The organism is Staphylococcus sp. HMSC061G12, assembly GCF_001838465.1.
Classification (GTDB): domain Bacteria; phylum Bacillota; class Bacilli; order Staphylococcales; family Staphylococcaceae; genus Staphylococcus; species Staphylococcus simulans.
In genome coordinates this window covers 49,955-74,364 of the sequence record NZ_KV837127.1, presented here as the reverse complement: position 1 = coordinate 74,364, position 24,410 = coordinate 49,955, and the positions used below count along the sequence as shown (strand labels likewise).

Below are 24,410 nucleotides of genomic sequence, written 5' to 3'. Positions count from 1 at the left end.
GCGGATATGTGAGAGATAGATTTCTGGTGTACGGCTTTATGGGATAGTATTGCTTTCCGCAGTGATTCGGCGTTATCATCAATTTCTTCACTTCAAGCATGGCATAGGAATATTAAGCTAACTTAAAATTGAGTTTAAAAAAGGATAAACTTCGTAAATTTTCAGTATATTAGAACTTTTTTGGTATTAAATTGCTCAAAATCCTACGGTATCAAGCATTTTAGCTTTTACCCGATAAAATCACCCGAATTTGTTGGTTTAAAGTTATTTACTAAAGTGTTATAGTTGCTAATGGAAAATAATTTGTATAGACAAATAACAATAAAAGTCTAAAGGGAGTCTTTTAATGTTGTTTTAGGGTTAACAAGATTATTTTTATTAATGGTAAGTGTTTAAATTAATTGCTATCGTTTAAACTAATTGTGACAACTTTATAAACGTTATGATTATAATTACTCTTTATATTTAAAAATAAAGAGTAATAATAGTCATAATAAAGAGTTTGTGAAATTATTCGCAATTTGTTCACAAAATGTTTGCAAAAGGTATTGAAAACGCTTTATCAAAGGTAGTATGATGTCGGTGGTAGGAAAATTAAATATATAGTAGGAAAAGAGGTCATTTGGCATGGATATTATTTTGGGAACTGGGACGTTGTTGCTAGTCCTTCTAGCAATGTCGTTATTCTTAAAATTTGCTCCTTATGGTAAACAGGGGCTACAAGCACTTTCAGGTGCAGCATGTGCAACATTTTTACCGCAAGCATTCTTAAGTTATGCGATCGGTGGCGTGTTCCACTTGGAATTCTTCCAAAGAATTGGAGACTTAGCAGGAAGCTTAAGTGGTATTGCAGTAGGTATTTTAACTGGTTTGAAATTGGGAATCTCTCCAGTCTTCGCAGTTATCATTGGTTTAGTTTTACATGATCAAAAATTATTACCGGCATTTATCGCTGCTTACTTAGTGAGCTTCTTGATTAAATTGATCGAGAAAAAAGTACCAGAAGGCTTAGACTTAATTGTCGTAATCTTAGTCGCTCCGGCATTAGCATTCGGAATCGGCGGATTAATTTCACCAGGAGTAATGGCTGTGTTAAGACAAATCGGTGGTGCGATTACAGCAGTTGGTGACAATAATCCTTACGCTTTAGCAATTATTTTAGGCTTAATCATTCCGGTGGTAGGTATGACGCCATTAAGTTCTATGGTATTAACAAGTTTACTTGGTTTAACAGGTGTTCCGATGGCTATCGGTGCATTAACAACTACAGGTTCATCATTCGTTAACTTTATGATGTTCAGAGCACTTAAAATCGGCGGCTTAGGTAAAGCCTTCGCAGTTGCAGTAGAACCTTTAACACAAATCGATACAATCGCAAAATATCCGATTCAACTTTACGGCGCAAACGCCATAGTCGGTATGTTTACAGCGACAATTGTTACGATTGCAGGTTTAGTTATTAATGTAACGGGAATGGCAACACCAATAGCTGGTGCAATTGTATTGTTTGGATTTAACAAACCAATTCCATCACTTATTACTATCGCAGCTGTTATCGTGACAGCAATTATCCTTGGTTGGATTTTAGGTAAGATTATGAGCAAAATCAACTTCAAGAAACTATCAGACAAATTACCTGAAGGCAAAGCAGAACCGTCAAAAGCAAATTAATTAAGCATTTCTTATAAAGAGATTAAGGAGATGACAATACGCTATGGCACGTAAACATGATTACCAAAGCGCATTTGATATAATCGGTCCAGTTATGATGGGACCATCAAGTTCACACACTGCAGGTGCAGTAAAAATCGGTAACGCAGCAAGAATGGTACTTCAAGGAGAACCTGAAGATATTGAAGTTCATTATTATGAATCATTTGCACAAACACACTTAGGACACGGTACAGACGTTGCAATCGTTGGTGGCTTACTAGGATTCAGCACTTTCGACGAACGTATCAGCAATGCAGTAAACATTGCTAAAAACGATGGTATCGATGTTCGTTTCATCGAAGAAACAGGAAGAAGTTTAGGAGAGCATCCTAACTGTGCATTAATTAAAGCAAAACAAGGTGATCGTCACATCGAATTGAACGGAATCTCAATTGGTGGCGGAACTATTAAAATTAAAAGCATTAACGTCAATGGTCAATGTATTCTAATGAACCACGGCTTACCATTATTAGAAATCGATGGACCAACTGACAATGCGACAATCAACCATTTAATCAATGATTTAATCGAACACGGTGCAGACATCAACGAAGAAATCAAAACGATTAATCCAGATGGCTGTTTAATGGCTTTACACTTAAACAAAGCCTTACCAGAAGAAGCACTTAGCGATTTAAGAGAGAAATATAGCGACTTAAACTTTGCATATATAAAATAAAGAGGTGTAATGTATGTTTGATTCAATTAAAGAGATCATAGATTATGCGAATAAACATGATATGAAATTCTCAGAAATTATGATTGAAGAAGAGAAAGAATTAAGTGGGAAATCACGTGATGAAATCCGTGAACAAATGAGACAAAACTTACAAGTAATGCGCGACGCAGTTGAAAAAGGGACAACTGGCGAAGGCGTTAAAAGTGTAACAGGGTATACTGGTCAAGACGCAATTAAAATTAAAAACTATAACGAAAACAACCATGCGCTTTCAGGTAATGAAATGATGAGTGCCGTTATGGGTGCAGTTGCGACAAACGAAGTGAACGCAGCAATGGGTATCATTTGTGCTACTCCAACAGCTGGTTCCTCCGGTACAATTCCAGGTACACTATTCAAATTAGAAAAAACACATGGCTTAACTGAAGATCAAATGGTGGACTTCTTATTCACAGCAGCTATCTTCGGCCGTGTTGTAGCAAACAACGCAAGTGTTGCTGGCGCAACAGGCGGTTGCCAAGCTGAAGTTGGTTCAGCATCAGCTATTGCTGCAGCAGCTGCAGTTGAAACATTCGGCGGTAAACCAGAAGCTTCAGGTCAAGCAATGGCTATCGCAATCAGTAACTTATTAGGTCTAGTTTGTGACCCAGTTGCTGGTTTAGTAGAAATTCCATGTGTAATGCGTAACGCAATCGGTTCAGGTAACGCATTAATCTCAGCTGACTTAGCATTAGCTGGCGTGGAAAGCCGTATCCCAGTAGATGAAGTAATTGAAGCTATGGATAAAGTTGGACGTAACTTACCAGCTGAATTACGTGAAACTGGTCTTGGTGGTTTAGCAGGTACACCGACAGGTGAAGCAATCAAACGTAAAATCTTCGGTGACTCACAAGTTAAATCATAATTGCCTGATGAATATGTAAATTTCATTAAAAGTTAAATTGATAAATTCTAGAAACACGCAACCTGAAAAAGGTTGCGTGTTTTTATTTATAAAAACATAAGTTGTCACAAAATTCAAAATACATATTGCAATTTGTATCTTTTATGGGTAAACTAGTCAAAAGGGGATGATGGGATATGATAACAAGATTACTATACATTTTTATTGCTTTCTTCATTAACTCAGCCATTACGTTTTACCTGACAGATATCGGTACAATGATGAATAGTCTGTTGAAATCAATGTCTATCAGTATGATCATTGTATTCTTATTCTATTACACAAAGTTAATGATGGAGACCAAAGGGGAATAACTAAATAGTACGACTTAAAATGAGATGACTTCGGGGTACATCTCATTTTTATTTTGAATGAAAGGAAGGATTATCATGTCCACATTAGTAATTATTGCACATCCTGATATTCAAGAAGGCGACGTTAATCAAGTATGGAAGAAAACATTAGAAGATCGTTCTGATTTAGTGACGGTACATGACTTGTATCAAACTTATCCAGATGGAAACATTGATGTTGAACATGAGCAAGCGTTATTACAGAAACATGATTATATTATCTTTCAATATCCCATGTTTTGGATGAGTTATCCGCCACTTTTACAGCAATGGTTCGATGAAGTCTATACACATGGTTTTGCGTTTGATGGTGGTGACGCTTTAAAAGGAAAACATTTCGCATTAGCCATTTCATGCGGCCAACCAAAAGCACATTATAAAGAAGATGGGCCGATAGGATATACGATTGACGAAATTTGTAATCCATTAAAAGGTGTTGTTAATTTAATCGGTGGCCATTTCTTTGGCATTCATGCGATTTACCAAACGGATGACATCGATAATTTTGCGACTCTCGCAGAAAATGCTGATGAATATGTGGCATTTGTTGAAAGACTTCAAAAACAGTAACCACAAGCATTTTCCTTTAGACTCCTTGGTAGGTTCACTATACTATAGGTGACTACATAAGATGAGGAGCGAAAATAGTAATGGAACAACAAGCAATACGCGATCAAATTTTACAAGCATTTAATTTTAGACATGCGACAAAACGTTTTAATCCAGACAAAAAAGTGGGTGCAGAAGATTTCCATACCATTATTGAAGCTGGACGTCTTTCACCAAGCTCAATCGGTGCGGAACCATGGCGCTTTTTAGTCGTTCAAAATGAAGACTTACGTCAAAAATTAAAAAAAGTATCTTGGGGTGCACAAGGCCAATTAGATACAGCCTCACACTTTGTGATTTTACTTGCGCGTAAAAACGTACGTCCGGGTACAGAATATTTAACACATATTATGAAAGAAATAAAAAATGTACCAGATGATGTATTAGAAGATATGAATAAACGTTATGAAATGTTCCAAAATGATAGCTTGGATTTATATGAAAGTGAACGTTCATTATGGGACTGGGCAAGTAAACAAACATACATTGCCTTAGGTAATATGATGTCAGTAGCCGCATTTTTAGGTGTAGACTCTTGTCCAATTGAAGGTTTCAGTATGAAAGAAGTCACACAATTGCTTTCTGATGAAGGAATTATGAATGAAGATGAGTTCTTACCATCCGTTATGGTAGCTTTCGGTTATCGTGCAGAAGATCCGAAACGTGCCAAAACTCGTCAAGCATATGAAGATGTCATTGAATGGCTTGAATAGTTATTTAGGAAAGACTTGAGCTTTAACAGCTTGAGTCTTTTTATTTTAATTGTCTGAATCTTGTGTTTCTTACCTTTGTTTCAATGCTATAATATTACCTATATTCTTGATTTATAAAGATGTAATACATATTAAAGGGGAGTTTTAAGATGGTAAGAATAAAAATGTTTGATGTCGCACCTTATGAAATTGACGCAATTAAAAATTGGTCAGCAGAACACCAAGTAGAAGTGGATTATGAAAGCAATCCTTTAACTATGGACAATATTGAACAAGTAAAAGGATATGATGGCTTATCATTATCTCATAATGGACCATTCAATCCGGAGATTTATAGTAAATTAGAAAGCTATGGTATTAAACAAATTGCACAACGTAGTGCTGGCTTTGATATGTATGACTTAGAAGAAGCCAAAGCACATAATTTAATCATTACAACAGTACCCAGCTATTCACCAAGTTCTATTGCTGAATATGCAGTCACAGGCGCTTTGTATTTTGTGAGACAGTTGCCACTTATCAAACAACGTATGGAGAATCATAACTTTGTATGGGATGCACCATTGATTTCACGTCCTGTCAAAGATTTAACCATAGCGATTATCGGTGTAGGACGCATCGGCAGTATTTCAGCGCAATTGTTCTCAAATTTCGGTTGTAAAGTCGTTGGTTACGATATCAAAGATAAGCCGAAATTAGAAAATATTGTTGAATTTAAAGATTCGTTAGAAGAGGCAATCGCACAAGCAGATATCGTTTCACTTCATGTCCCGGGAAATAAAGAGACGTATCATATGTTTAATCAAGCAACATTTAATCAGTTGAAAGATGGTGTGATCTTTGTCAACTGCGCACGTGGTATGGTTGTTGAGACACAAGCTTTGCTAGATGCATTGAATAGTGGTAAAGTAGCGGGTGCTGTTATCGATACGTATGAAAATGAGGCGCAATATTTCCGAAGAGATTTTTCAAATAAAGAGGTTCAAGATGAAACCTTACTAGAGTTGATTGAACGTAATGATGTGTTAGCTTCTCCTCACATCGCATTCTTTACACACGAAGCTGTAAAAAATCTTGCTGAAGGCGGATTGAACAGTACTATGGAAGTGTTAGAAACAGGAGATGCACAAACAAGAGTCAACTAAAATGCTGTTGATAAATAAAAAGATAAAAGAAAGGAGGAAGTGATGAGATGAAAGTGTTTATGCATTTAAGCTGGTTTTTTAAACAAGAGAAGTTGAAGTATATTGGCGGGCTATTAGTATTACTCTTTATCGCATTATTTCAGCTTATTCCGCCGCAAATCATCGGTAAAACGATTGATGCGATTGCAGCTGATCGTTTAACGGGAAGGCAGCTATTTACTTATATGATGATACTTGCTTTTGCGGCAGTGATGATTTATATTCTACGCTACTCTTGGCGTGTTCTGATTTTTGGAACAAGTAATAAGCTAGGGAAGATTTTACGTAACCGTTTATATGAGAAATATACTTCTATGAGTCCATCTTTCTTCCAAAGACGTCGAACAGGTGACTTGATGGCCCATGCGACCAATGATATTAATGCTGTTCAAGGTGCTGCAGGTCCAGGGGTGTTAATGATTGGCGACTCTTTAATTACAGGAACATCAATTTTAATTACGATGGCACTGACAATCAACTGGAAATTGACGTTGATAATTATGCTGCCTTTACCTATTTTAGTCTTATTAACAAGTTATTATGGTCGTTTGATGAGCAAAGGCTTTAAAAAAGCACAAGCGGCATTCAGTCGTTTAAATGATAAGACACAAGAAAGTATTGCTGGTATTAAAGTTACTAAAACAATGGGTTATGAAAAAAGTGACCAAAAGGATTTTAAAGCTATCAGTGATGATGTGGTTCGAAAAAATTTAAAAGTTGCGCAAATTGATGCCTTATTCAGTCCAACGATTATGTTAGTGATTGGTACAAGTTACTTCCTTGCATTAGTGTTTGGGACATTTATGATTTTCAATCATACAATTACGTTGGGTCAGTTAATTACCGCAACAACGTATCTCGGTATGCTAGTATGGCCGTTACTTGCGTTAGGTTTCTTCTTTAATATTATTCAAAGAGGTCATGCATCCTATGAAAGAATTAGTGGTATTTTAGACACAGAAAATGAAATAGATTTAACTTATAAAGTAAATGGTTATCCATCAGGACCCATCACTTATCAAATTGAATCTTTTACTTTCCCGGGCAGTGAACTTCCTTCATTAAGAGATGTACACTTTACTATTGAAGAAGGTATGACTGTCGGTATAGTTGGGCGTACAAGTTCAGGAAAGAGTACGTTATTACGATTGTTAGTACGCGAATTTGATACGCAACGTCCTGAAGATATTACTTATGGCGGTATTCCAATCCGTGATTATGAAATCCAACATTTACGTGCAATGTTTGGTTATGTACCGCAAGACAACTTCTTATTCTCTACAACTATCCGAGAAAATATTGCCTTTGCGGTACCGAATAGTACAGAACAACAAATTCAACAAGCAGCTGAGACCAGCTATGTTCATCATGATATTTTAAATTTCCCTCAAGGGTATGACACGATTGTTGGAGAACGTGGTGTTTCATTATCAGGAGGCCAAAAACAACGTGTTTCTATTGCACGTGCAGTCATTTCGGATCCGCCTGTCTTGATGTTTGATGACTCTTTGTCAGCGGTTGATGCAGATACAGAAGAACATATTCTTAATAATATGAGAGACCAAAGACAAGGCAAAACGAATATTATTACTGCACATCGTATGAGTGCAGTGAGTCATGCGGATTTAATTATCGTGATGGATGAAGGTACAGTGGCAGAACAAGGGACACATGAACAATTGATGCGCAATCAAGGTTGGTATGCGAAAACTTATCAGTCACAACAATTACGCGACCAATTAACTAAAAAGTTAGATGAAGCGGCACATGAAGAGGAGGGTGATTATCATGGCTAGAAGACAGAAAATGCATGGTGATAATCAACTCAGTGCGCGTGATCAGTGGCATACATTAATGCGCTTGATGCGTTATACCTTTCCGTTTAAATGGTTGATTTTAGCTGCCTTTGTGATGCTTGGGATTTCCACAGCAGCAGGTGTGGCGGTGCCTTATATTGTGAAAGTGTTTATTGATGATTACTTAACACCAAGACACTTTCCACAACATGAAATCATTTGGATGATTGTTATCTTTATCGGCATTGAATTGATTGGTGCGATAACAACATATATTAACATTTATATGTTCCAAAACTTCGCATTTAAAATTATCCAACAATTACGTATTGATGCGTTTGATAAAATGGGCGAACTCGGCATGAAGTATTTTGATGAGGTGCCAAGTGGAAGTATCGTGTCACGATTAACGAATGACACAGAAGCTATCGTTAACATGTTTGTCGGGGTGTTTTCTTCCTTTATGATGGCATTATTTACAGTCATTTCAAGTTTTATTATGATGTTTATTCTAGATGTCAGACTTGCGTTAATGGCTTTATGTTTTATGCCGATTATTATCATTATTTTAGCTTTATATCGTAAATATGCTTCAATATTCTTTGCACAAGCACGTCAACGGTTATCTGATTTGAACGCGAAACTTGCCGAATCTATTGAAGGTATCCGTATGATTCAAGTCTTTAACCAAGAACGCAGACTACAAAAAGAATTTGATGAAATTAACGAAGAGCACTATCAATATAACTTGAAAACGATTCGCCTAGATGGTCTATTATTACGTCCAGCTATTGGTATGTTAAGTATCTTTGCGACAGTGATGATACTAAGTTATTTCGGATTATTAAGCTTCTCTTCGACTGTGACGGCAGGGGTTGTTTATGCGTTCGTACAATATATGCAGCGCTTCTTCGAACCTATTAACCAAGTCAGTCAAAATTTGAATATATTCCAACAAGCTATTGTCGCAGCTAACCGTGTCTTTACGTTACTAGATAACGACACATTAGAACCTAAACAAAATGAAATTGCTGATCATCATATCACAAAAGGTAAAATTGAATTTAAAGATGTAACCTTCAGTTATGATGGAGAACATAATGTATTAAAACATATTACATTTACTGCTGATCCTGGTGAAACAATAGCACTTGTTGGACATACAGGTTCTGGTAAAAGTACGATTATTAATTTATTTATGCGCTTTTATGAATTTCATCAAGGTGAAATTTTAATAGATGGTCAATCTATCAAATCAATTCCAAAGCAAGAATTGAAACAAAAAGTAGGACTAGTTCTGCAGGATCCGTTTATCTTCTATGGAACAGTTTTATCTAATATACGTTTATATCACCCAACAATGACATTCGAACAAGCAAAAGCTGCTGCAGAATTTGTGCATGCAGATCGCTTTATTGAACAACTGCCAGATCAATATGAGCATAAAGTAATAGAGAAGGGTAGTGCATTCTCTAGTGGTGAACGTCAGTTAATCGCATTTGCGAGAACGATGGCAATTGATCCTAAAATTCTTATTTTAGACGAAGCAACTGCTTTTATTGATTCTGAAACAGAAGAACAAATTCAAAATTCATTGAAAGATATGCGTAAAGGACGTACAACGCTCGCAATTGCACATCGATTGTCGACGATTCAAGATGCTAATCAAATTTTAGTGTTAAATCAAGGTGAGATAGTCGAACGGGGTACTCATGAAGAATTACTTGCGCAAAAAGGCATCTATTATAATATGTATTTGCTGCAAAATGGATAAAAGAATAAGCGTAACAAAAGAAGCACCTAAAGCCGTTTGAACTTTAGGTGCTTCTCTTTAGTTTATGTAAGTGTTATTCCTTACCAGCTAAGAATAGTTTAAACTCTGGGAATTGTTCAATCACACGTCTTGCGAATGAACAGCTCGCAGTGATTTTAAGTTGATTTGCATTCGCGTAATCTACTACTTTTTCAACGAGTTTCGTTCCGATACCTTGGCCGCCTAATTCATCACTGACAGCAGTATGGAAAATATCAATCACATTTTCTTGCTCATCTCTGAATTCAATGATGGCGCTCGGTGAACTTTCTTCCCCAATAAAGAACTTATGGTCGCCTTGCTTTAAATCTGTCATAGTTATAATCCCCTTTATCTATTTAATGTTACTCCTATGTAAATGGTACAAAACAAAGCGGGTCAGAAACAAGGGTTATTACAAAAATTATATGTTTTCTTTAATGTAAGCGTTTTCTTTAATTTATAAATTTACAAAATAATTAGCGTCAAATTAAAAAGAGTGCTTTTCTCTTTAATGTGTATATGAATAGTGAACCTAACTGTTTTTTAATTATAAAATATTAGGTTGAAAATTTCAGAATTCTGAGAATCTAAAAGATTTCATGAATACCATTGCAATTTAGTGTATTTAAGGGTATAGTTTAAAACATAATGATTACGATTTGGAGGGACCTTTTAAGATGAAAAAGACACTTTTCATAATGTTATCTTTAGTCTTAACAGTTGTATTAGCAGCTTGCGGTAATGGTGACAGCAGCAAAGACAGCGGTAATAAAGACAGTAAAGATGCTAAGTACAGCGAAAGCAATAAGATGAAAGTTAACACAACTGTATTCGCATTCCAAAGTTTTGCGGATCAAATCGGCGGTAAATATGCAGATGTGAAATCAATTTACCCACCAGGTACAGACTTACATAGTTTTGAACCAACACAAAAAGAAATCATGAACATTTCTAAAGGCGACTTATTTATTTATACAGACAAAGAAATGGACCCAGCAGCGGGTAAAATTGCGAAAACAATTAAAGACAACAAGAAAGTGCTTGAGTTAACAAAAGGCTTAGACAAAAACGCGATTCTTCCTGGTGAAGAACATGAGCATGAACACGAACATGAACATGGTGACCACGAAGAAGGTGAACACCACGAACACGGTGATCATGAAGAACACGGTGAACATGAAGAGCATGGTGATCACGAAGAACACCATCATCACCACGGCAAATACGATCCACATATTTGGTTAGATCCAGTAGCAGATAAAACATTTGCGAAAGAAATCAAAGATGAATTTGTGAAAAAAGACCCTGAGCACAAAGATTACTACGAAAAGAACTACAAAAAATTAGTTCAAGACATCTCAGATGTAGATAAAGAATTAAAAGACGTTTCTAAAAACAAAAAACGCGACAAAGTGATTATCTCTCACGATTCATTAGCTTACTTAGCTAAACGTTATGACTTCGAACAAGAAGGTATTAACGGCATGAACAACGATGAACCAACACAAAAAGAATTAATGGCTATCGTTTCTGATATCAAGAAAGAAAAACAACCATATGTATTATACGAACAAAACATCACTTCTAAAGTGACAGATATCATCAGAAAAGAAACTAACACGAAACCATTACCATTCCATAACTTATCAGTTTTAACAAAAGATGAATCAAAAGATAAAGATGTTACTTATCAATCATTAATGAAGAAAAACATCGAGTCACTGAAAAAAGCTTTAGACAACTAATGTGATTAACGTTTATGATACGCATTTCCGGTTAAATCGGAAGTGCGTATTTTTTTATTTACATGAAACAAAATAATGGTATAAAAATTATACTGGTGTTATAATGAGTTTAACAAAGTAAGTATAATAATTATACTGAATAAAGGAGGTTTCCATATATGGAAAATATTAAACGTATACATCATATTTCAGCAATTGTAGGTGACGCACAAGAGAACTTAGACTTCTATCGTAATGTACTTGGCTTACAATTGATTAAACAAACAGTAAACTTCGATGACCCAGGTGTTTATCACTTATACTTCTCAAGACAAGATGATGACAAACGTATGGTAATGACATTCTTTAACTGGCCAAACCAACATAAAGGTCGAGTGGGAAGCGGACAGGTTGGACGTATCGCATTCAGAATTCCTAAAGGCTCAATGGATGCTTGGGAAGCACATTTAAATGAACAAGGTATTGAAACTAAAATTTCTGGTTTATTCGACGAAGCAACATTAGAATTTAATGATGTGCATGGACTAGCTTTAGCATTAGTTGAAGGACAAGAAGAAGCTGAAGATAATGCTATTATAGGTTTCCACGGTACAGAACTATTATCTGCAGATCCAGCAGGTACTCGCAGTACATTAGTTGATGATATGGGATTAAGAGTTGTTAACGAAAACCCTTCTAAAATCCACTTAGAAACAGAAGGCGAAGAAAAACACCAAATCATTATGTCTGCACAACCATTGCCAAAAGGTTTATTCGGTGTAGGTACAGTGCATCATGTGGCTTGGTCTATCCCAACAGAAGCAGAACATTTAGAATGGCAAAAACACATGGAAGACCATGGTTACTTTGTGACAGAAGTTAAAGACCGTAACTACTTCAAAGCGATTTACTTCAAAGAAAAAGGTGACATCGTATTTGAAATGGCGACAGATGGTCCAGGTTTTGCGGTAGATGAGCCGAAAGATCAATTAGGTCAACATCTTCAATTACCGCCACAATACGAAGATAGACGCGAAGCTTTAACGCAAAATCTTAAACCATTGAAATTATAATATCAGTTATATAAAAGAACTCCTGTGCTTACTTATTTAGAGTAAGTGACAGGAGTTTTTTTCGTTTGAATAATGATAATAACAAGATGAGGAATTAATTTTTAAAGGTGCAAAGTGCCATAAATATTTTAACTTCGAAACATTTGGATATATAAAAGAAAGATTTGGATATTCTATTGTTTTCAGAAAAATGATAACGTTTACATGAATAGAAAATTAATTATTTGAAGGTACAAAGACAACACCAGAAATAACAATCTATAGATAGAGGTGAAAGGATTGGAAAGAAAATTAACGCGCTTTGAAAAGTATGCATTTGGATTCGGAACAGTAGGAAAGGACGCCATTTTTAATATTGTCAGTTTGTTTTTAATGTTCTATATTACGGACATTGTTGGACTCTCACCCGCATTCGTCGGAGTGTTGTTCTTCGCAGCACGTATTTGGGATGCGATTAACGACCCGATTATGGGCATGATTGTTGATAATACACACAACCGCTTCGGCAAATTCAAAACATGGCTCGTTATCGGTACATTAATTAACGCTGTCATCACAGTATTACTCTTCACAAACTTTGATTTCGCAGGCAACGGCATGTACATTTACATCTCAATCATGTACATCATATGGGGTATGACTTATACCATTATGGACATCCCATACTGGTCTTGGTTGCCAAACTTAACGAATAACCCACGTGAACGTGAAGAAGTTGCGGTAGTGCCACGTTTCTTTGCGAGCTTTGCGGCTTTTGTGATCGGAAGCTTCGGTTTAATGTTCATCCATAAATTAGACGATTTCTTAGGTCAACCGTTCAGAGGTGCAGGTATTTTTGCGCTTGCAATCATCTGTAGTATTACATTTATCATTACTATCGGTATTACAGTATTCTTCGTTCATGAAGACACTGAAATTGAAAGACAAAACGCAATTAAAGTCCGTTTTAAAGATATTTGGCGTATTCTCTTTAAAAACAAAGAGTTGCTTGCGGTAATTGGTGTAATCTTAGCATTCAACTTATGTGGACAAATGATTAACGCAATTATCTTGTATTACTTTAAATATGTGGCTGGCGTAGAAAGCTTATTCTCTGTCTTTAACACAATGATTCTTATGGAAATGGGTTCATTATTAATTTTCCCTTACTTAGTTAAGAAAGTCGGACGTAGTGCAGTATTCAACTACGCTGTATTTGGAATTATTATTGGTTTAGTAGTTATCTTGCTTGCAGGCTTTATTGCGCCACACGCAGCAATCTGGGTAATTATTGGCGGTGCATGTATCCGCTTCGGTACAGGTACACTTGTCGGAATCAACACAGTCGCGTTAGCTGACGTAATCGACTACAGTGAAGTGAAATTCGGTCAACGTAACGAAAGTGTCATCACATCAACACAAACATTCTTAGTAAAATTAGCACAAGCATTTGCGGGATTAAGTGTCGGTGTCGGTTTATCAATGATTGGTTATGTGCCAAATGTTGAACAAACAACAGATACAATCTGGGGTATCAGAATCGGTATGATTGGAGTACCAATCTTCTTTATCATCATTTGTAGTATTTTATATCATAAAGCCTTCAACTTAAAAGGCGATTTCTTACGTGATATTCAACAAACACTTGAATTTAAACGTAAAAGAGAAGGACGTCCGCCGATTCATAAAGAAGAAAAACTGTAACAATACAATAAGCAGTGTTAGAGACTTCATTCATAACTCTATCCACTGCTTTTGTTTTACAGCAACAAAAAAGTAGCTGCTTGATAGTTTCATTTATTCAGATTGCAATGCTTTTCTGGCCTTATAATTTTTGCGGTATTGCGTAGGTGGACAGTTAAAGTACTTAGAGAAAGCCTTGGAGAAAGCAAGTGACACATCATAATTAAGTTCATCTGCAATGGCTTGCACAGTTTTATTTGTGAATTTCAGCTGTTCAGCCGCAAAAGCCATACGAAGATCGGTGAGATATCTACTTGGTGAAGCGCCAAATTGCTTTTTGAAACGTTTATAGAGCTGACTACGGCTCATGTTTGCGACTTGAGCAGCATTATCAACAGTAGTATCTTTGCTTTTGAAGTTGTCATTGAAATATTCTAAAGCATCTTTTAAATCTGTTGCTTCACGTTGATCAGGAATTACAATTTCTTTTTGGTTTTGTTGTGTTAGGAAATATAACAATTCAAATAGTCTTATCTTTAGTAAGATATCGTGGGTGTCCTCAGGGGTATGGCTGTTTGCCAGAATGCAGATTTTAAAGATTAATTTAAACAGTGTTTCAGTGTTTTGATTTAAGAGGACGAATTCATCTGATAAAGAAGTACGTGTAATAAAGCTGATGGCATGCGTGCCGCTGAAGCCGACCCACATATAATGCCAAGGTGTTTCTCCTGTCGCATGATATTTGACATGCATGCCTTTGAGCAATAAGAAGACATCACCTTTCTTTAAATGGTAAGTCGTATCATTCACAGTAAAGGTGCCGGTTCCTTGTGTCACGATATGCAAGACAGCAGGTTTAGTGACTTCATATTCATAGCCGTTACCTACGTATAAGTTTTCTTTGCCGCATTCATCAACTTGGGCTTCGTAGCTTGTTTTTTTAAGTTTTGTCCAAAAGACTTGCACTTGTCTCACTCTCTTTCTCTCTATGATAGAGCCATTATAACACGTATATTTAACAAAATTATATAATTTTTGAAAAATACTTAGGAGGGTCATACCTTGAAATTAGATTTACACTATAACTTAGAACAATTACATGTTAATACATTACCTTATGCCGCTTATTTTATCCCAAAGCCGCAACAACACAATACTTCTGTAACACAGTTATCTGGTGACTGGAACTTCGGTTTCTTCAACAGTGTGGCAGAGTTCGAAGCAAGCCGTCATAAAGCGACACAAACTTTACCGGTACCGTCTGTGTGGAATTTACATGGATTTGACCAAACACAATATGTCAATATTAAATATCCAATCCCATTTGATCCGCCGTATGTACCAGAAGATAATCCATGTGGTTATTATGAACGCAACTTTACCATCGATTCTATCTATGACAATGACCATCAATTTGTGTTGAACTTTGACGGTGTCAGCAGTGCGTATTATGTATGGATCAATAATACATTTGTAGGCTACAGCCAAGTTTCACGCAGTGCGTCACGTTTTGATGTCACATCTTTTGTTCAAGAAGAGGACAATACGATTCAAGTATTAGTCGTTAAATATTCAGATGGTACGTATTTTGAAGATCAAGATATGTTTAGACATTCAGGTATCTTCAGAGATGTGTATATTGTAGAACGTCCTAACAATCGTATTGAAGATTATACGATTCAAACGACAGTCGATACAGCTGTACAAACAGGTGCAGTCCATTTAGATGTGACGCAAGTAAATGGTAAACCTGATTATACAGTAGCGCTGCTTGACCAAGAAGGTGGCGTCATTACTGAACAAAAAGGGACAAATGAAGATGTTTTAGTATTAAATGTAGAAAATGCTGCTTTTTGGAGTGCTGAAACACCTTACCTTTATACGCTAGTCATCACAACTGCGGATGAAGTTATCACTGAACAGGTCGGTTTACGTGAAGTTGAAATTAAAGATCAACAGTTATGGATTAATGGTAAATCTGTGAAATTGCGTGGGGCTAACTATCACGACAGTAACCCGGAAACGGGATATGTCTTAACTGAAGCGCAAATGCATGAAGATTTGACATTAATGAAACAAGCTAACTTTAATGCGATTCGTACAGCACACTATCCGAAAGCGCCTCGCTTCTATGAGTTAGCTGATGAATACGGGTTCTATGTGATGAGTGAAGCGGATTTAGAAACACATGGCGTAGTGCTGTTTTATGGAGATGAAAATACTAAAGACTTTAATATTATCGCTGATGATCCGCAATACGAAGCACCGATTTTAGATCGTATTGAAGCATCTATTGTGCCGCTACGCAACTTCTCATCTATTATTATGTGGTCATTAGGTAATGAATCTGGATATGGTGTCAATATTGAGAAAGCAGCTGAACTTGCGAAGGATTTAGATGCAACACGTCCAGTCCATTATGAAAGTGCCTTTTACGCAGAAGGTGGGGAAGATTTCTCTAAACTGGATATGATCAGTCGTATGTATCCGTCACCTGAAGAAATTAAAGAGCGTTATTTAGATAATCAAAATATTACACAACCCTTTATCTTATGCGAGTATGCACATGCGATGGGGAATTCACCAGGCGGTCTTTTAGAATATCATGAATTATTAGAAGCGTATCCAAGCTTTATTGGTGCGTTTGTTTGGGAATGGTGCGACCACGCAGTAAATATCAGTCAAGATGAAGCGCAACCAGTCTTTCGTTATGGCGGAGATTTCGGAGAAGATTTACATGACGGCAACTTCTGTGTAGATGGTATCGTGTCGCCAGATAGAACGCCGCACGAAGGTTATTATGAATTCCAACAAGTGAATCGTCCGGTGATTTTATCTCATTATGATAAACAGACGTTAACGTTTTATAATCGTCTCGATTTTATTGATGCAGATGAAGTCTTGCAATTACGTTTTACGATTACGACATTATCAGGTGAACAATATGAAGAGTATGCAGATTTAACAGGATTTGAACCGCATACTGAAATTTCTGTGGAACTGCAGACGTTTATTGATGAAGCGATTTTAAATCAAATCAGTGATATTTTAGTAGAGTATATTTCACTTAAAGATCAAACAATTTTAGGTCATGATCAAATCGTTCAAGAACGTTTGGAATTTGAAACAGTAACAGAGCATGAAGCTGCTTATCAAGTTTCAGTGGATGATACAGCGCATACTATTCACATTTCAGGAGAGAATAGTGACTATGCGTTTGATACACAAACTGCTTCATTAACACATGTTACACAAGCAGGTAAGCTCGTGCTACATGAACCTACTGCAATCCGTATTTGGCGTGCACCGACAGATAATGACATTAATATTCGTAAGCAATGGGAAGAAATGGGTTACGAACATGCGCATACGCGTGTATATGATTATTCGATTGTCGAATCTGAAGGCGGCGTAAGTATTCAATTCCAAATCAGTATTGTGCATAAACGTGTGCCGAAAATCTTAACGGGTACTTTAACTTGGTTAGTGCATGCGGATGGTAAGATTGAAGCGGATTTAGAACTTGAGAAGAATGCACGTATGCCGTTCTTACCGAGACTTGGCTTAGAATTCAAGTTATCAAATGACTATCAAAAATTAGCATACTATGGTCATGGACCCTTCAGCAGTTATGATGATAAGCAGCTTGCGAGTCATTTAGGTTACTTTGTTTCTACAGTCAATGATAATTTCTGGCCGCATATCAGACCGCAAGAAGACGGCAGTCACAATAATACAACGCATGTGACATTAAATAATACAACAACACAAGTTGCGTTTAACGCTGAAACACCATTTAGTTTCAATGCGAAACATTATTCAGATGCGCAACTTACAACAATAGAACATGCGGATCAATTACACTTAGATGGTTACACATATATTAATATCGATGTCGGTCAAAGTGGTATCGGTACAAACAGTTGTGGACCGGAATTACCAGAACGTTATCGTATGGATGATGCAGAGTATCACTTAAACTTTACATTGCAGTTCAATACATTATCTTAAATCCTAGTACACGAGACAAATCACAAGCTATAAAAATAAGATATAACCACAAAAAAGCAGAAGGTGACGTTTAATCAGTCAACCTTCTGCTTTTCTTTATGGTTATTAATCTGTATAGCGATGAGACATAAGTTCTTTTAAGTTGCGGATTTCTTCTTTGATGAATTGTCCTGTGTTCGTATCGCGGATACGTTTACGTTGAAGTTCTTTATCGACAAGACGTTTTGTAGATAATTCATCTGCACCGTAACGTAATACGTTTTCTTTCGTGTTGAAGTGTTGGTGTGCCACTAGCTGCATACCATAAGAGTTGTACAGTAACGTATAACCTGCAATACCTGTTGTAGATTGATACACTTTAGAGAAGCCGCCATCAATGACGATCATTTTACCGTCGGCTTTAATCGGATCTTCACCATCAATTTCTTTGACTGGTGTATGCCCGTTAATGATATGACCTTGTTCAGGATCTAAATCAAAGTCTTCTAAGAGTTTGCCTACAACTTTAGGATCTTCACGTAGTGAATAATATGGGTTCTTTTCTTCTTTATGAGTTGCTTTATCTTTAATGAAATAACGTTCGAATGTTGTCATGGCACGTTTTCCGAATAACGAAGAATATTTACCTGTCCATAAATACCAAACTAAGTCAGTTGCTAAATCGTCGGTAATATCTTTATTTCGGAATGCTTTACGCATATACATTTCGAATTGGTCTAATAATGGACGGCCAGCATAGAATGTGCCATCAATTTCCATGCCTTCCATATTGCCATGTTCATCAATCGGGATACAGCCGTGAATTAATAAATTACCGTTGTAAGGTAAGTAAAGTGAACCTTTATCCATTAAGAATGTCATATGACGTTTAAGCTTTTCTGATTCTTGTACAGAAACTAATAATTTATCAATGACCTCTTGTTCTTCTGGTAATAATTTAGCTGGGTCTTCTGGATCTACTGTCACGAAACATGTATCTGTTAATTCATGTGTTTGGCCATGTAATGTATACGTTAAGTTATCATAGTCAACATGTTCTAAGACTAAGCGTTCTTCCATTTCGAAAGAAGGACGACGTTTGATAATCGGCATTTCTAATTTGAATTGAATCATCGCAATGGCTTGATGAATTTTAGTGATTTGAAGTTGTTCTTGTTCAGATAAGTTAGAATCAGAACGTAGTTTTGGACGGAAAGCTGGGTTATCACCATAGTATTTTTCAGCTAAGTTTAATAATGGACGTAAATTGATACCGTAAGCATCTTCAACGATATTCAAGTTATCGTAACGTGCACAAATACGTAAGATGTTAGCTAGGCAGACACGAGAACCGGCATAGGCACCAATCCAAATCGCATCGTGGTTGCCCCATTGGATATCAACAGAATGATAGTTGATTAATGTTTCTACAATTTTTTCAGGTTCAGGACCACGATCATAAATATCACCGACAACATGTAAGTGATCTACGACTAGACGTTGAATTGTGTAAGATAAACCGATAATTAAATCGTCTGCTTGTTGAGTTTCGATGATTTGACGCATCAACGTATTGTAGTAAGGTGTTTTATTCTCAAGTTCGTTGGTTTTATAAAGTAACTCTTCGACAATATAAACAAACTTTTTAGGTAATGCTTTACGTAATTTAGAACGTGTATATTTTGAAGCGGAATATTGAACCATTTGAATCATTTGGTCAATACGTGTTTCATACCAACGGTTTAATGGCTCTTTTGTTTCGAAGCTGCTTTTAACCATTCTTAATTTATCTTCTGGATAATAAATTAAAGCAGTGAAATCGCTGATTTCTTGGTTCGACATTTTATCTTTGAAGATGTCGTTGACTTTCGTACGAACATTGCCTGAACCGTTACGTAAGACATGTTGGAAAGATTCATATTCTCCATGTAAGTCACTGACAAAGTGTTCTGTACCTTTTGGTAATTCTAAAATAGATTCTAGACTGATAATTTCTGATGCAAGTTGTTCTTCATGGTTGAATTTCTCTGCAAGTAAATCGAAATACTTATTTTTAAGTTCACGTTCGTTGGTAATCATTTGTGCCTCCTGGGTTTAATAATAATAGCGCTTACATTTGATTATTGTACTTTTTTAACAATTTTTCAATGGTGACGTTTTAAAAAACTGAAAAAATAATGTGTGGTTGGATTAAAAAGAGGGAGAATAGAGAAATAAACTAAATATTTGAATCAGCTATGTTAAAATAAAAATAACATAAAAATATCAGGAGGTCTTATGACACCATTATTATCAGTACATCATTTAACGAAACAGTTTTCTAATAGCCGCTTCTCCATCAATGATGTCTCCTTTCAAGTTGATCCAGGTGAAATTGTCGCTTTAATCGGCAAAAATGGTTCAGGCAAATCAACGTTAATTCGTATGATTGTGGGAGATTATCCTTTAACTAGCGGAGAAATCTATTTTTTCGGTCAACGTGTTTCACCTGAAGATACAGACTACAAAAATGACATGAGTGTTGTATTTGATTCCATGAATTTCACTAAAAATATGACCGTTGATAAGTTGAATCGTATGTTTCAAAAGGTGTTCCGCCATTTTGACAGTACTTTGTTTAATGATTATATCCAGCGTTTTGAACTGCCAGAAAAACAGGCAGTTAAATTCTTTTCAAGAGGTATGTCTATGAAACTCTCTATGGCAGTCGCATTGTCACACAAAAGTCGATTATTGATTTTAGACGAAGCGACAGCAGGATTGGACGCAGCAAGTCGTGATGAGATTCAAGATGAAATTGAAAAGTTCGTACATGATAGCAATCGTGGTGTGTTGATGACATCTCATATTGCGGAAGATATTGACCGCTTAGCGACAAAGTTAGTTTTTCTGAGACATGGCCAAGTTTATAAGCAAATTGACAAAGCAGCATTATTCAACAATTATGCACGTTTAACATGTGATGAAACAGAATTTGAAAAACTTGTAGACGAAGATGTGTTAGCAAAAAAACACTACTTAGGTGAAGTTCAAGCGATTGTGTTAAAAAATGAACGTACTTTATCTTTTGATTTAGAATCTATCAAGTACATTGATCAAGTCAGTAAAATAATCTTAAGAGGTGAAGACATATGAAGGGTTTAATTTATAGTCAGTATTATTCAACTCAGAAAGCATTGTGGATTTACCTAGGTATCGGTTTATTGTTAGGTATCGGGTTCACAGCTGTGGATTTAGAAGGGTTTCAACCGTTAATCAGTTTAATCATTTTAATGTTTTCTGTTTCAGCTGCGACTGATAATTTGAAAAATGAAGCAGCAGCGGGTTGGTATAAATATGCGATTACATTACCTGTCAGTCGCAAAGAAATTGTACAAGCACATTATGCATATTATTTTCTGTCTGCTGGATTAGGGTTAGCCATTGTTCTGTTTATTTTTGCAGGCAGATATCTATTAGGCTTCGGTACTATTACTGAATCCCTTTCAGCTATCATGTTAGGGATAGGAATTTGTTTGTTAGTGTCATTGTTTTATCCGTGTACTTATGTGGTTGGTGCAGATAAATCGAATATAATTCAAATGATTATCACAGGAATTATAGTAGTTACATATCTCGTGTATAACACTGTAACACTTATCATTGGCGGTTATATGTATGGCTCAGGTAATGATGCCATGCAACATACTGGTTTTGAACTGGGACGCATGTCTATCTTTCTTGTCTTTGCGTTAATACTTGCGCTGTTTGGTTACTTCATAGGTTTGAACAAGTTTAAAAATCAGAATTTCTAAAAAAGCAAAATAAATCATAACAAATAGATAAAGCACACTTCAAAAAAATGAAGTGTGCTTTATTTTCGTATTGTTTAGTTTTGTCTATGACGGCGTTTCGCAATGTAACGGTAAGCAAAGTATACTAACGCAATTGCGATAATAGCATACATGATATATGAGTATGTATGCATTACATTTAAAATATCGTGCCAGTTATCGCTTAACGATTTACCTAAATAGATTAAACCGAAGTTCCAAATTGTTGTGCCGACTAATGACAATGTCGCAAATGTGACGATGTTCATTTTGTTGACGCCTGCAGGAATAGTAATCAATACACGTAAGACTGGAACGAAGCGACAGATAAAGACTGCGATTGCACCGTATTTTTTAAACCAATTGTTGGCACGTTCAACGTCTTTACCTTTAAGTTTAATCCATTTACCGTATTTGTCTACGAAGCGGTAAAGTTTCTGTTCATTAACTAAGCTACAGATGTAATACAGAATCAATAGCCCCATAAATGAAGCGACTGTTGCGATAATCAATAGCAGCCAAATAGAAATATGTGATTTTGCGGCTAATACACCTGCGAAAGTCAGCACAATTTCTGAAGGCACGAAAGGCAGGATATTCTCAGCAAGAATTAAAATGAAAATTGCGAGATATCCCCAACGCGAAATAAAGTCAGTCAGTATTTGTTCCATGGTAATGCGATGACTCCTTTTTATGTACAAGTTTTATAATGTTTTAATTTTATTTAAAGAACACCTGTGGTTTTGTGTCCAAGCTATATTGTACTAAAAATAGAATTAAATAACATCTATTTATATACCCAGCATAAGCATGTCCAAATTTAAAAATCGTAAAAGTCAGGCGTAATCATGGTTTGTTCGAGGTGTTTTGTAAATAACGAAATAATATTGTGTAATTCATAGTGTTCAAATTTCTGTAAAAAAGTTATTGTGAACGGTTTCAAATAGTGGTAATATTTACTAGAACAACTTAGGTCATATGATGACCTAATGTATTTTGAACACAGAAAGTTGGGATATCTATGAGTGAAAGAAAGAGTAACGTACGATGGTTCTTCGCATTTGCGTTCTTTATTATTGGGGTTATTGCGTATATGGACAGATCTAACATCTCCTTAATTGCGGCACCAATGATGGAAGATTTACATATGACGAAGGCTCAGTTTGGTTTATTAGCAACATTCTTCTCAGCGGGCTATGCGATGATGCAAGTCCCATCCGGTATTCTTGCGGAAAAATTCGGACCGCGAAAAATGTTGACGATTGCGTTGATTTGGTGGAGTGCATTTACGATTTTAACTGGTTTAGTTAAGAACCACGGTTTATTATATACTGTGCGTTTCTTATTCGGTGTAGGGGAAGCGCCGATGTATCCATCGAACGCAGTATTCAACTCATATTGGTTTACTAAAAATGAAAAAGGGCGTGCATCTAGTGCGTTACTTGCAGGATCATATTTTGGTCCGGTTATCGCACCGATCGTGACAGTATGGATTGTAAGTTTATTTAACTGGCAAGCCGTATTCTATATCTTCGGGGCAGTTGGTTTTGTGATTGCGTTATTGTGGGTGATTATCGCAAAAGACTTACCTGAACAACATAAAATGGTTAACAATGCTGAAAAACGTTATATCATTCAAGGTCGTGACGTGGTTGATGCAGGTGAAAAACAATCTGCACCATGGAGCGCATTCTTTAAACATTTCAGTTTCTATGCGATTGCAGTTCAATATTTCGTAGTACAATTTATTGTTGGTTTATTCTTAATTTGGTTACCGACTTACGTAATGGAACAATATCATGTTAAATATACAGCATTAGGCTTATTGGCAGGGGTGCCATGGCTTGCGATGTTTATTTGTATCATGATTGCTGGTGCAATTTCAGATAGAATTTTACAAGCTGGCAAATCACGTTTTGTCGCTCGTGGTTCAATTGCGATTGTAGGTATGGTTGTCTTTAGTATTGGTTTATTATTCGCAATCCGCAGTGAAGTATTAGAAGTGAATATCGCTTGGTTAGCAGTATGCTTAAGCGGTATGGGTGTCACTACTGGTATGAGCTGGGCAGCAGCTGCTGACATCGGACGTAACTTCTCAGGTACAGTTTCAGGTTGGATGAACTTATGGGGTAACGTCGGTGCGATGTTAAGTCCATTAATCGCTGGTATTTTAGCTGATTTGATCGGTTGGACTTGGACATTACAATCATTAATTATTTTAGTTGCGATAGCTATATTAATGTGGTTCTTCGTTAAACCAGATAGTCCGCTTGTAGTCAATCGTTCTAAAATGTAAGCACAAGTATAAAATAAGATAGTAAATACAGGTCATGTTACGATGAATGAGAGAAAGGGTCTTATCAA

Annotated in this window: 20 protein-coding genes; 16 read left to right on the top strand and 4 right to left on the bottom strand. The window is 36.2% G+C overall.

Annotation, left to right across the window (positions count from 1 at the left end; all coding sequences use genetic code 11):
* Positions 1-627: 627 nt before the first annotated feature.
* The 9 genes from HMPREF2937_RS08625 to HMPREF2937_RS08590 all read left to right on the top strand — a co-directional run bounded on the left by HMPREF2937_RS08625 (position 628) and on the right by HMPREF2937_RS08590 (position 9,764).
* The gene (locus HMPREF2937_RS08625) at positions 628-1,671 is read left to right on the top strand and encodes a PTS sugar transporter subunit IIC (RefSeq protein WP_002479817.1); all 1,044 of its coding nucleotides are present in this window, start codon (positions 628-630) and stop codon (positions 1,669-1,671) included.
* A gap of 43 nt (positions 1,672-1,714) precedes the next feature.
* On the top strand, positions 1,715-2,392 hold the full coding sequence (gene sdaAB, locus HMPREF2937_RS08620; protein WP_002479816.1) for an L-serine ammonia-lyase, iron-sulfur-dependent subunit beta: 678 nt from the start codon (positions 1,715-1,717) through the stop codon (positions 2,390-2,392).
* Positions 2,393-2,405: 13 nt separating this feature from the next.
* The gene (gene sdaAA, locus HMPREF2937_RS08615) at positions 2,406-3,296 is read left to right on the top strand and encodes an L-serine ammonia-lyase, iron-sulfur-dependent, subunit alpha (protein ID WP_002479815.1); all 891 of its coding nucleotides are present in this window, start codon (positions 2,406-2,408) and stop codon (positions 3,294-3,296) included.
* Between the two features lie 176 nt (positions 3,297-3,472).
* Complete coding sequence (locus HMPREF2937_RS13730; RefSeq protein WP_002479814.1) at positions 3,473-3,649, top strand: hypothetical protein; 177 nt, start codon at positions 3,473-3,475, stop codon at positions 3,647-3,649.
* A gap of 75 nt (positions 3,650-3,724) precedes the next feature.
* Complete coding sequence (locus HMPREF2937_RS08610) at positions 3,725-4,258, top strand: NAD(P)H-dependent oxidoreductase (protein ID WP_002479813.1); 534 nt, start codon at positions 3,725-3,727, stop codon at positions 4,256-4,258.
* An 80-nt stretch (positions 4,259-4,338) separates the two neighbouring features.
* Positions 4,339-5,010, top strand: coding sequence for an NAD(P)H-dependent oxidoreductase (locus HMPREF2937_RS08605; RefSeq protein WP_070864395.1), 672 nt, complete (start codon positions 4,339-4,341; stop codon positions 5,008-5,010).
* 149 nt (positions 5,011-5,159) lie between these two features.
* Complete coding sequence (locus HMPREF2937_RS08600) at positions 5,160-6,155, top strand: D-2-hydroxyacid dehydrogenase (RefSeq protein WP_070864394.1); 996 nt, start codon at positions 5,160-5,162, stop codon at positions 6,153-6,155.
* A gap of 47 nt (positions 6,156-6,202) precedes the next feature.
* Positions 6,203-7,990 (top strand): ABC transporter ATP-binding protein, encoded by a 1,788-nt coding sequence (locus HMPREF2937_RS08595; RefSeq protein WP_070864393.1) that lies wholly within the window; start codon positions 6,203-6,205, stop codon positions 7,988-7,990.
* A complete protein-coding gene (locus HMPREF2937_RS08590; protein WP_373879073.1) occupies positions 7,983-9,764 on the top strand; it encodes an ABC transporter ATP-binding protein in 1,782 nt (593 codons plus the stop codon). The genes HMPREF2937_RS08595 and HMPREF2937_RS08590 overlap by 8 nt, the downstream gene beginning before the upstream one ends.
* Positions 9,765-9,837: 73 nt before the next feature.
* On the opposite strand, the gene HMPREF2937_RS08585 is transcribed toward HMPREF2937_RS08590, so the two are convergent.
* A complete protein-coding gene (locus HMPREF2937_RS08585; protein ID WP_002479808.1) occupies positions 9,838-10,119 on the bottom strand; it encodes a GNAT family N-acetyltransferase in 282 nt (93 codons plus the stop codon).
* A gap of 343 nt (positions 10,120-10,462) precedes the next feature.
* Here HMPREF2937_RS08585 and HMPREF2937_RS08580 point away from each other — a divergent pair, with 343 nt between their 5' ends.
* The 3 genes from HMPREF2937_RS08580 to melB all read left to right on the top strand — a co-directional run bounded on the left by HMPREF2937_RS08580 (position 10,463) and on the right by melB (position 14,265).
* A complete protein-coding gene (locus HMPREF2937_RS08580) occupies positions 10,463-11,530 on the top strand; it encodes a metal ABC transporter solute-binding protein, Zn/Mn family (RefSeq protein ID WP_070864392.1) in 1,068 nt (355 codons plus the stop codon).
* A gap of 158 nt (positions 11,531-11,688) precedes the next feature.
* A complete protein-coding gene (locus tag HMPREF2937_RS08575; protein ID WP_070864391.1) occupies positions 11,689-12,582 on the top strand; it encodes a VOC family protein in 894 nt (297 codons plus the stop codon).
* Between the two features lie 279 nt (positions 12,583-12,861).
* Positions 12,862-14,265 (top strand): melibiose:sodium transporter MelB, encoded by a 1,404-nt coding sequence (gene melB / locus HMPREF2937_RS08570; RefSeq protein WP_070848186.1) that lies wholly within the window; start codon positions 12,862-12,864, stop codon positions 14,263-14,265.
* A 93-nt stretch (positions 14,266-14,358) separates the two neighbouring features.
* On the opposite strand, the gene HMPREF2937_RS08565 is transcribed toward melB, so the two are convergent.
* The gene (locus tag HMPREF2937_RS08565; protein WP_081600380.1) at positions 14,359-15,219 is read right to left on the bottom strand and encodes an AraC family transcriptional regulator; all 861 of its coding nucleotides are present in this window, start codon (positions 15,217-15,219) and stop codon (positions 14,359-14,361) included.
* An 87-nt stretch (positions 15,220-15,306) separates the two neighbouring features.
* On the opposite strand from HMPREF2937_RS08565, the gene HMPREF2937_RS08560 reads away from it, so the two are divergent.
* The gene (locus HMPREF2937_RS08560) at positions 15,307-18,255 is read left to right on the top strand and encodes a glycoside hydrolase family 2 TIM barrel-domain containing protein (RefSeq protein ID WP_070864390.1); all 2,949 of its coding nucleotides are present in this window, start codon (positions 15,307-15,309) and stop codon (positions 18,253-18,255) included.
* A gap of 105 nt (positions 18,256-18,360) precedes the next feature.
* Here the strand turns inward: HMPREF2937_RS08560 and HMPREF2937_RS08555 are convergent, their stop codons facing one another.
* Positions 18,361-20,313 (bottom strand): fructose-bisphosphatase class III, encoded by a 1,953-nt coding sequence (locus tag HMPREF2937_RS08555; protein ID WP_002479802.1) that lies wholly within the window; start codon positions 20,311-20,313, stop codon positions 18,361-18,363.
* A gap of 198 nt (positions 20,314-20,511) precedes the next feature.
* Here HMPREF2937_RS08555 and HMPREF2937_RS08550 point away from each other — a divergent pair, with 198 nt between their 5' ends.
* On the top strand, positions 20,512-21,369 hold the full coding sequence (locus tag HMPREF2937_RS08550) for an ABC transporter ATP-binding protein (RefSeq protein ID WP_070864389.1): 858 nt from the start codon (positions 20,512-20,514) through the stop codon (positions 21,367-21,369).
* Complete coding sequence (locus HMPREF2937_RS08545; RefSeq protein WP_070864388.1) at positions 21,366-22,028, top strand: ABC-2 transporter permease; 663 nt, start codon at positions 21,366-21,368, stop codon at positions 22,026-22,028. Before HMPREF2937_RS08550 ends, HMPREF2937_RS08545 begins: the two co-directional genes overlap by 4 nt.
* 74 nt (positions 22,029-22,102) lie before the next feature.
* On the opposite strand, the gene HMPREF2937_RS08540 is transcribed toward HMPREF2937_RS08545, so the two are convergent.
* The gene (locus HMPREF2937_RS08540; RefSeq protein WP_002479799.1) at positions 22,103-22,717 is read right to left on the bottom strand and encodes an undecaprenyl phosphate transporter UptA; all 615 of its coding nucleotides are present in this window, start codon (positions 22,715-22,717) and stop codon (positions 22,103-22,105) included.
* 350 nt (positions 22,718-23,067) lie between these two features.
* On the opposite strand from HMPREF2937_RS08540, the gene HMPREF2937_RS08535 reads away from it, so the two are divergent.
* Positions 23,068-24,342 (top strand): pyruvate MFS transporter, encoded by a 1,275-nt coding sequence (locus tag HMPREF2937_RS08535; RefSeq protein ID WP_002479798.1) that lies wholly within the window; start codon positions 23,068-23,070, stop codon positions 24,340-24,342.
* Positions 24,343-24,410: the final 68 nt, after the last annotated feature.